At 73.7% G+C, this 8,416-nt stretch carries 5 protein-coding genes; all 5 read right to left on the bottom strand.

The annotated features are described in order from the left end of the window. Window positions 1-79: 79 nt before the first annotated feature. Complete coding sequence (locus MHY85_RS18935) at window positions 80-1,354, bottom strand: hypothetical protein (protein WP_239199510.1); 1,275 nt, start codon at window positions 1,352-1,354, stop codon at window positions 80-82. A 19-nt stretch (window positions 1,355-1,373) separates the two neighbouring features. Beyond that, complete coding sequence (locus tag MHY85_RS18940) at window positions 1,374-2,381, bottom strand: sugar phosphate isomerase/epimerase (RefSeq protein WP_239199513.1); 1,008 nt, start codon at window positions 2,379-2,381, stop codon at window positions 1,374-1,376. A 53-nt stretch (window positions 2,382-2,434) separates the two neighbouring features. Beyond that, complete coding sequence (locus MHY85_RS18945) at window positions 2,435-5,878, bottom strand: PQQ-dependent sugar dehydrogenase (RefSeq protein ID WP_239199516.1); 3,444 nt, start codon at window positions 5,876-5,878, stop codon at window positions 2,435-2,437. 186 nt (window positions 5,879-6,064) lie between these two features. Continuing rightward, the gene (locus tag MHY85_RS18950) at window positions 6,065-7,243 is read right to left on the bottom strand and encodes a Gfo/Idh/MocA family protein (RefSeq protein ID WP_239199519.1); all 1,179 of its coding nucleotides are present in this window, start codon (window positions 7,241-7,243) and stop codon (window positions 6,065-6,067) included. A 61-nt stretch (window positions 7,244-7,304) separates the two neighbouring features. Beyond that, window positions 7,305-8,363: a substrate-binding domain-containing protein gene (locus tag MHY85_RS18955; protein ID WP_239199522.1), complete on the bottom strand. Its 1,059-nt coding sequence runs from the start codon at window positions 8,361-8,363 to the stop codon at window positions 7,305-7,307. Window positions 8,364-8,416 lie beyond the last annotated feature (53 nt).

The raw sequence follows: 8,416 nt of genomic DNA on the forward strand, positions 1-8,416 counted from the left end.
GTGCGGCGCTACGGGGTGGTGCCGCCCCCGCCCGCCCGGGACGAGGACCGGGCGGGCGGGGACGGGGACTGCGGGGCCGTCAGCTGAGCGCGGTGAGCGTCAGGGTGGCGGTGTAGGTGCCCTGCGGGGCGTCGAGCGGGAGCTGCAGGTCGAGGTCGGCCCCGACGAGGGACGAGCCGCGGGCGTGCCCGGTCTCGGCCTCGGCGAGCGTGCGGGCCACGGACAGGCCGTCGCCCTCCTCGAAGCCGGACGGCACCGCGGGCCCGGCCACGGCGTCGCCGCCGTTCTCGAGCACCTCGGGCGTCCAGCCCAGGTACCTCGACGACAGGGTCTGGCCCCCGGCGACGAAGTCGCTGACCTGCGCGGTGATGGACCACTCCGGGTCGCCCGCGCGGGTGTCCTGCACGCGCACCGGGACGATCTCCCCGGTCGCCCGGTACCGGTCCTCGAGCTCCTCGGCGACGCCGAGGTTCACGAGGCCCGACGTGCCCTCGAGCGACCAGACGAGCTCGCCCGCCCGCTGCTCGGGCACGGTGACGGCCAGGGCCTGGTCGCCGGCGGCCACGGAGCCGGGCGCCTCGCCGGTGTGGTCGCCCTCGACGCCGCCCGCGGTGTTGCCCGGGCCGAACGCGGCGGCCGGGTCGTTGTCGGCGAGCCGGATGGTGCCGAGCACGGTGCTGCCCGCCACCCGCAGGTTCGCGGTGTTGCCGGTGAGCACGAGGTCGCCGCCGACGGTGTTGCCCCAGGTGTCGGCCGCGCCGTCGGCGGTGGCGCCGATCAGCACGTCGCGGCTGGAGCCGGTGACGGACAGACCGCCGCCGACGACGGCCCCGGCCACGGTCACGCCCCAGTCGGAGTCGGCGATCGACACCTCCCCCTGGACGCCGGTCTGCAGCAGGTCGACGTAGGTCGCCGCCTGCGTGGTCAGGCCGCCGGCGATGTCCGAGCCGGTGACCTCGACGTCGAGACCGCCGGCCGCGACGCTGCCGCCGACCTCGAGGTCGTTCAGGTAGAGGAACCCGACGCGCGAGCCGGTGGTGTAGGCGCTCACGTCGCCGTCGACCCGGGTGCCGTCCAGCAGCACGCCGTACGCGTCGGTGGCGACGACGTCGCCGGTGACGGTGACCGAGGTGGCGTCCAGCCAGGCGTCCGCGCCGACGGTGATGGAGCCCTCGACGGTCGCGCCGGCGAGCACGCAGTCCGCGCCGGCCGGGACGACGAGGTCGCCGGTGATGGTCTGGTCCCCCAGGTCGGTGGTGCAGTCGGTCGAGGCCGCCTGCGCCACGGTGCTGCCGAGGGCCACGAGCCCGAACGCGCCCACCAGCGCGGCCGGGACCGAGTAGATCCGCTTCATGTCCGTGTCTCCTTCTCGCTCAGCCGCGCAGGCCGGCGATGGCGTCGTAGCTGCGGTCGGCGTTGCCGAGGGAGTTCAGCGGGTTCGGCGGCTCGGCGACCGTCGAGGCGTTGTCCTGCTCGTACAGGCCGAAGTGCTGGCCGCGCGTGCGGAGCTGGGACAGGAACTGCTGGTACGGCAGGTCGCCGGCGCCGAACTCGATGATGTCGTAGCCGTTGGCGCTCGCCTCGTTGGCCTTGCCGTCCTTCAGGTGCAGCAGCGGGTAGCGGCGCGGGTTGCGCAGGACGTAGTCGACCGGCTCGAACCCCGGGTACTTGTGCTGCCCGACGTACGCCCAGTAGATGTCCATCTCCAGGTAGACCAGGTCCGGGTCGGTGTTGTCGTAGAACACGTCGTAGAGCCGGACCGACGGGTCGACCGGGTCGAACCGGAACTCGCCGTCGTGGTTGTGCTGGTAGAGCTTGAGGCCGGCGGCCTTGACCTGCTCGCCCCAGCCGTTCCACTCCTCCGCGGCGGCGAGGTAGCCCTCCTTGGTGGCGGTGCTGGTGGGCGCGTTGCCGGTGCCGAGGTGCGGCATGCCGAGCGTGTGCGCGATGTCGATCTGGTTGGCCAGGTCGGTGCGCAGCAGCTGGGTGCTGACGTGCGAGCCGACCGCCTTGAGACCGTTGTCGTCGAGCAGGGTGCGGATCTCGGCCGGGGTGATGGCGCCGACGTTGCCCTGGGTGTAGCCGGCGAACTCCACCTCCGCGTACCCGATCCGGCCGAGCTCCTCGAACACGGCCCGGAAGCCGAGCGAGCTGACCTTGTCGCGGATCGTGTACAGCTGGATGCCGATGCGGTTGGCCGGGACCAGGCGGGTCCGCCCGGTGGTCGGTGCGGCGGTCGGCGCGAGTCCGGCGGCGGAGGCCCCCGAGGCGCCGAGTGCGGTCCCCAGCCCGACGGCCACCGTGGAGGCGCCGAGGGCCTTCATCAGGGCCCGCCGGCTCATCGGCCGGTTCGGGAGCGAGGCGTGCTGGTGCGTGCTCATGTCTCTCCTTCGAGACGGCCGGCGGCCCGGTCACCCGGGCCGCCGGCGCGCGGTCAGCTGCGGACGGTGAGGGTGGTGCTGGTGGTGGAGCCGGAGATGCCGGCCGTGCCGCCGTAGGCGACGTCGACCTTGTAGCTGCCCTCGGGCAGGCGCCCGAGGGAGACGACGCTCGCGCCGGAGGCGTCGAGGGTCCCGGTGAGCGTGGCCACGGTCTGGTTGTTGCGCTTGACCGTGACCGTGACGTCCCCGGCCGGTGCGACGCCGCTGCCGGTGGTCACCTGGACGGTGGCCTTGGCGGCGACGGCGGGCTTGACCGGGTTCGGCGACACCGTCGCGGCGACCGTGGACGTGGTGCGCGCCACCGTGAGCCGGACCGTGCCGGACGAGGGCTTGAAGACCTCGCCGCCGACGAAGGACGCGGTCACCGTGTGCGTGCCGACGCCCAGCGCGGGGTCGATCGCCACGACGGCCGTGCCGTCCGCGCCGAGCGTCCCGCGCCCGACCTCGGTCTCGCCGACGGTCAGCACGACCTCGCCCGAGGCGACGCCCTCGGCCGCGGCGACCGCGACCGTGACCTCGCCGGGGGCGCCGAACGGCACCCGCCCCGCGGCCACGGTGGCCGTGGTGGTGGTGTCGACGGTGGGCTCCTCCGGGGCGTCCAGGTCGATCGTGAACTGCACCGAGCCCACCTCGGAGACCAGCCCCTGGGTGTCGGTCGCCCGGTACCGCAGGTCGTACGCGCCGCTCTCGGGGAACGTCACGCCGTACTGCTGGTTCGCCGCGAGGTTCGTCCAGGTGGCGCCGCCGTCGCGCGAGTACTGCACGCTGGCGAGCGCCCCGTCGTCCGCGGCCTGCACGGCGAACCGCACGGGCTCGGTGAAGACGCCGCCGGCACCCGTGGGCGCCGCCGGGGTCAGGGTGTGCGCCACGGTCGGCGCGGTGACGTCCGCGACGCCCGGGCCGACCATCGTGAGCGCGTCGACCGCGAGCTCGTCCGCCGACGTCACGAACAGCTCGCCCGTGCCGTCGGGGGCGTCGAACGCGATCTCGACGTCCTTCCAGCCGGACCCCGCCGGGACGGCGGCGGTCGCGAACGGCGCCGCGTCGGCGGCGCCCCAGCGGAGCTGGACCTCGCCGCCGCCGCTGGCCCGGACGACCGCACCGGTGATGCCGGAGAACGACACCGGCGAGTAGCGCAGGCTGTCGCCCGGGCCGAGGCCGCGGACCGCGTTGCCGGCCGAGGCCGTCTCGTCCGCGTACACCGTGACGCCGGTGCGAGCGGCGTGCTCCGCCTGCTGCTCGCGCGGGTTCAGGCGGAGGGTCGCCTCGCCCGACGCGGCCGGCAGGCCGTTGGCGCCCGCGTCGCGGTACGTCACCACGACCGCGCCGTAGAGCAGCGCGCCCGGGCCGTGCTCCGGCGAGTCGGGGTTCGTCTTGAAGGCGCCCTGGCAGCCCGTGCCCGAGACCTCGGGGTGGGCGTGCTCGTCGTGGCCCAGGCCGTACGTCCAGGACACGCGGCTGCAGTCCGTGGTCGTGCCGTCCTCGGCGTCCTGGGTGGTGACCCGGAACGGCACCGCGTCGCCCCAGGTGAAGAAGCCGCCGTTCTCCGGGTGGGTGAGCGTGACCTCCGGCGCCTGGTTGCCGACCGAGATCGGGTGCGAGGTGAGCGTGAACTTGCCGTCGGGGTCGGTGACCTTGAGCCGCGCGGTGTACGCCGCGATCGCGGTGTAGGTGTGCTCCGCCTCGACGCCGGTGGCGTCGAAGGTGCCGTCACCGTCGAAGTCCCACGCGTAGGTCAGCGCACCACCCTCGGGGTCGCTCGACGCCGAGGCGTCGAACTGCACCGTGAGCGGGGCCGACGAGGAGGACGTCGGGGTGGCGGTGAACTCGGCGCGCGGCGCCTTGTTCCCCTCGGCGTACGCGATCCGGTACAGGCCCGCGTCGGGGTTGGCCCGGAAGAAGCCGTCGCCGTAGTCGAGCACGTACATCGACCCGTCCGGGCCGAACTCGATGTCCATCGGGTTGTCGATCGGCGGCCAGCCGTCGGCCGTGATCGCCGCGTTCGGCGTGACGTCCTCGATGTGGGTCACCTCGAAGGTGTCCCAGTCGACCGTGAACGCCGCGACGTAGTCCTGCGAGAACTCGCCGAAGAACGCCTTGCCCTCCCAGTACGCCGGCCACGCGTCGCTGCCCGCGTCGGCGGGCCGGTGGTACACCGGGCCGCCCATCGGGCCCTGACCGCTGCCCGTGCCGAAGTTCACCAGCTCGTCCCGCGGCTGGTCGCCCGGGGCGTCGCCGTAGTACAGCGTGGCCGGGCGGGCAGGGGGCAGGTCCGTCAGGCCGGTGTTCCAGCGCGAGTCGTTGACCAGGTTCTCCGGGTCGAAGAACGCGCCGGGGGTGTTCGTCGCGAAGTCCCAGTCGTTGTACGCGACGTTGTCGCCCGTCACGTACGGCCAGCCGGAGTTGTGCGGGTCGTCGAGGCCGACGACGTTCCACTCGACGAGCCCCATCGGCCCGCGCCCCGCGGTGGCCGCGGCCGCCTTGGTCGCGTCCGGGCCGTAGTCGCCCCAGGACAGCGAGTTCGTCTCGGGGTCGACGTCCAGCTTGAACGGGTTCCGGACGCCCATCACGAAGATCTCCGGGCGGGTGCCCTCGGTCCCCTCCGGGAACAGGTTGCCCTCGGGGATCGTGTACGACCCGTCCTCCTCGACGTGGATCCGGAGGATCTTGCCGCGCAGGTCGTTCGTGTTGCCCGCGCCGCGGCGCGAGTCGAAGCCGGGGTTCATGCCCGGGGCGTCGTTGTTCGGCGCGAAGCCGTTGGCGCCCGGGGTGCCGGCCGGGGTGTTGTCACCGGTGCCCAGGTAGAGGTTGCCCTCGGCGTCCCAGTCGAAGTCGGCGCCCACGTGGCAGCACTGCCCGCGCTGGACCTCGACGTCGAGGATCTTCTGCTCGGAGGCCAGGTCCAGGCCCTCCCCGGTCCACTGGAACCGGGACAGCCGGTTCACGCCGACCCACTGGTCCCAGTAGGACTCGTCCTGGCCGGCCGGCAGCGTGTTCGGCGCCGAGCCCGCGGGGGTGCTGCCGGGCGGGGCGTACACCAGGTACACCCAGTTGTTCTCCTCGAAGTCCGGGTCGATGCCGATCGACTGCAGGCCGTCCTCGGAGTTCGCGTACACCGGGATCGTGTTCGTGATCCGGGTGACGCCGGTGGCCGGGTCGGTCAGCCGGACGTCGCCGTTGCGGGCGGTGTGCAGCACCCGGCCGTCCGGCAGCACCGCGAGGTCCAGCGGCTCCCCGACGTCCTTGGTGAGCGTCGTCTTCTCGTAGTTGCCCCAGTCGAGCGCGGCCTCCGCGCCGGGCTCGGCCCCGTGGTCCACGCCGTCGTGGGCCACCACGGGTCCCGCGCCGAGCGCGAGCCCCGTCACGGTGAGCACCCCGGCGAGGGTGAAACCCACCATTCTCCTGCCGCGCTGCGAGCGCGGCTGCGTACGATTCATGGGTGATGCAGCTCCTTACGGGATCTCGTCACAGAGGTCGGGCTCCTGCGTCGTCCCCACGGTTCGGGAACCCGGCCTCCTCAGCCGGCCGACGTCGTCGTCGGCCGTGGCGCGGTCCCCACCTCCTCCCCCTCGAGCGGCGAGCTGATCGTGTGCTGCGGGTGCGGGCGGGCCGCCCCCGGCCGGTCAGGCCAGGGCGACCCACCGGCTGCCGTCGGCCGCGCTGCGCTCGACCGCGTCGAGCACGCGCTGCACGGCGAGCCCCTCGGCGAACGACGGCGACGGGTCCTCGCCCGCCGCGATCGCGCCGACCAGGTCGACGACCTGGTGCGTGAACGCGTGCTCGTAGCCGAGCCCGTGCCCCGCCGGCCACCAGTGGCCGACGTAGGCGTGCTGCGGCTCCGTCACCACGATCCGCCGGAACCCCGCGACGGCGGCGTCCTCGGTGGCGTCGTGGAAGTGCAGGACGTTCATGTCCTCGAAGTCGAAGGCCAGCGAACCGCGCTCGCCGTTCACCTCGAGCCGGATGGCGTTCTTGCGGCCGGTGGCGAACCGGGTGGCCTCGAACACACCGAGCCCGCCGCCCGACAGCCGGGCGAGGAAGACGGCGGCGTCGTCGACGGTGACCGGGCCGCGCTCGGTCCCGCCCGTGCCGTGCAGCCCCGCGAACGCGGCGGCCACGGGCCGCTCGTGCACGAAGGTCTCCATCAGCCCCGAGACACCGGTCAGCCGCTCGCCGGTGATGAACTGCGCCAGGTCCACGGCGTGCGAGCCGATGTCGCCCAGCGCGCCGGACCCGGCCTGCTGCTTGTCGAGCCGCCAGGACAGCGGCGCCTCCGGGTCGGCGAGCCAGTCCTGCAGGTACTGCACGCGCACGTGCCGCACCGCGCCGATCCGGCCGTCCGCGACGAGCTGCCGCGCGAGCTGCACCGCCGGCACCCGCCGGTACGTGTAGCCCACCATCGAGCGCACCCCGCGGGCCGCCGCCGCCTCGGCCGCGGCGACCATCGCCTCGGCCTCCTCGATGGTGTTGGCCAGCGGCTTCTCGCACAGCACGTGCTTGCCGGCCTCCAGCGCGGCCACCGCGATCTCCGCGTGCGTCCGGCCCGGGGTGCAGATGTCGACCAGGTCGACGTCGTCCCGCGCCACGAGCTCCTGCCACGACCCGGCCGTCTCCTGCCAGCCGAGCCGCTCCGCCGCCGACTTCACGGCGGCGGCGTCCCGCCCGCCGAGCACCCGCATGACCGGCGTGCGCGGCAGGTCGAAGAACCGCGGGGCCGTGCGCCACGCCTGCGAGTGCGCGGCGCCCATGAAGGCGTACCCCACCATGCCGACGCCGAGCGGCGCGGCCGTCGTCCCGTCCATCACGAGACCTCCTTGCCTGGGCGCGGGTGGCGCCGGCGACCGGCGCCACCCGCGGACCGGATCAGGACTCGAAGGCCGAGTCGATGTACTGGTCGACGTTGTCGGCCGTGACGACCGGCGCGAACAGCTGGACGGTGCGCGGGACGCCCGAGGACGCGAGGTCGCTCAGCGACTTCTCGTGCGCGACCAGCCGGGCGAGCTTGATGCCGTCCGCCGCCTGCGTCGACGGGTAGATGACGGTGGCCTCGACGACCGAGGACTCGTCCTGGATCTCGCGCATCATGTTCGCCGAGCCGGCGCCGCCGACCAGGAAGAACTCGTCGCGGCCGGCGTTCTCGATCGCGGCCAGGACGCCGACGCCCTGGTCGTCGTCGTGGTTCCAGATCGCGTCGATCTGCGGCGCGGCCTGCAGCAGGTTCGCCGCCGCCTGCTCGCCGCCCTGGACGGTGAAGTCCGCGGCGACCCGGTTGTCGACGTCGAGCCCGCAGTCGTCGAGCGCGTCGGCGAAGCCCTGGCTGCGGTCCTGGGTCAGCGGCAGCGAGTCGATGCCGGCGATCTCGGCCACCACGGCGTCCGGGTTGTCGCCCAGCCGCTCGCAGATGTAGGTGCCGGCCGAGACGCCCATGCCGTAGTTGTCGCCGAGCACGGTGGCCCGGGACGCGAACGGGCTGGAGAACTCGCGGTCGACGTTGATGACCGGGATCCCGGCCTCCATCGCCTGCGTGGCGACGTCCGTCAGCGCGCCGCCGTCGAACGGCAGCAGCACGATCGCGTCCACGCCGTCGTTGATGAAGCCCTCGATCTGGCTGATCTGCACGTTGACGTCGTTGGTGCCCTCGGCGACCCGGAGCTCGACGTCCTCGTAGTTCTCGGCCTCCTTCTGGGCAGCCGTGGTGATGGCGCCCATCCAGCCGTGGTCGGCGGCCGGTGCCGAGAACCCGATGACGACCGTGTCGCCGGCCTCGTCGTTGTCGGACACGGCGACCGGGGCGGCCTCGGTGCCGCCGTCGTCCTCCTCCGCGGGGGCGTTGGAGGTGCAGGCGGCGAGGAACGCGACGGACAGCACGGCGACCGGGGCGAGGACGCGGCCTCGACGGCGCGGGGTGCGGGTGGTGGACATGGGATCTCCTTCGACGATGTCCGGGGTCGTGCGGGCAGGGTGGGGCGTGCGGG

Origin of the sequence: Cellulomonas sp. ACRRI (assembly GCF_022346185.1) — a bacterium.
Lineage (GTDB): Bacteria > Actinomycetota > Actinomycetes > Actinomycetales > Cellulomonadaceae > Cellulomonas.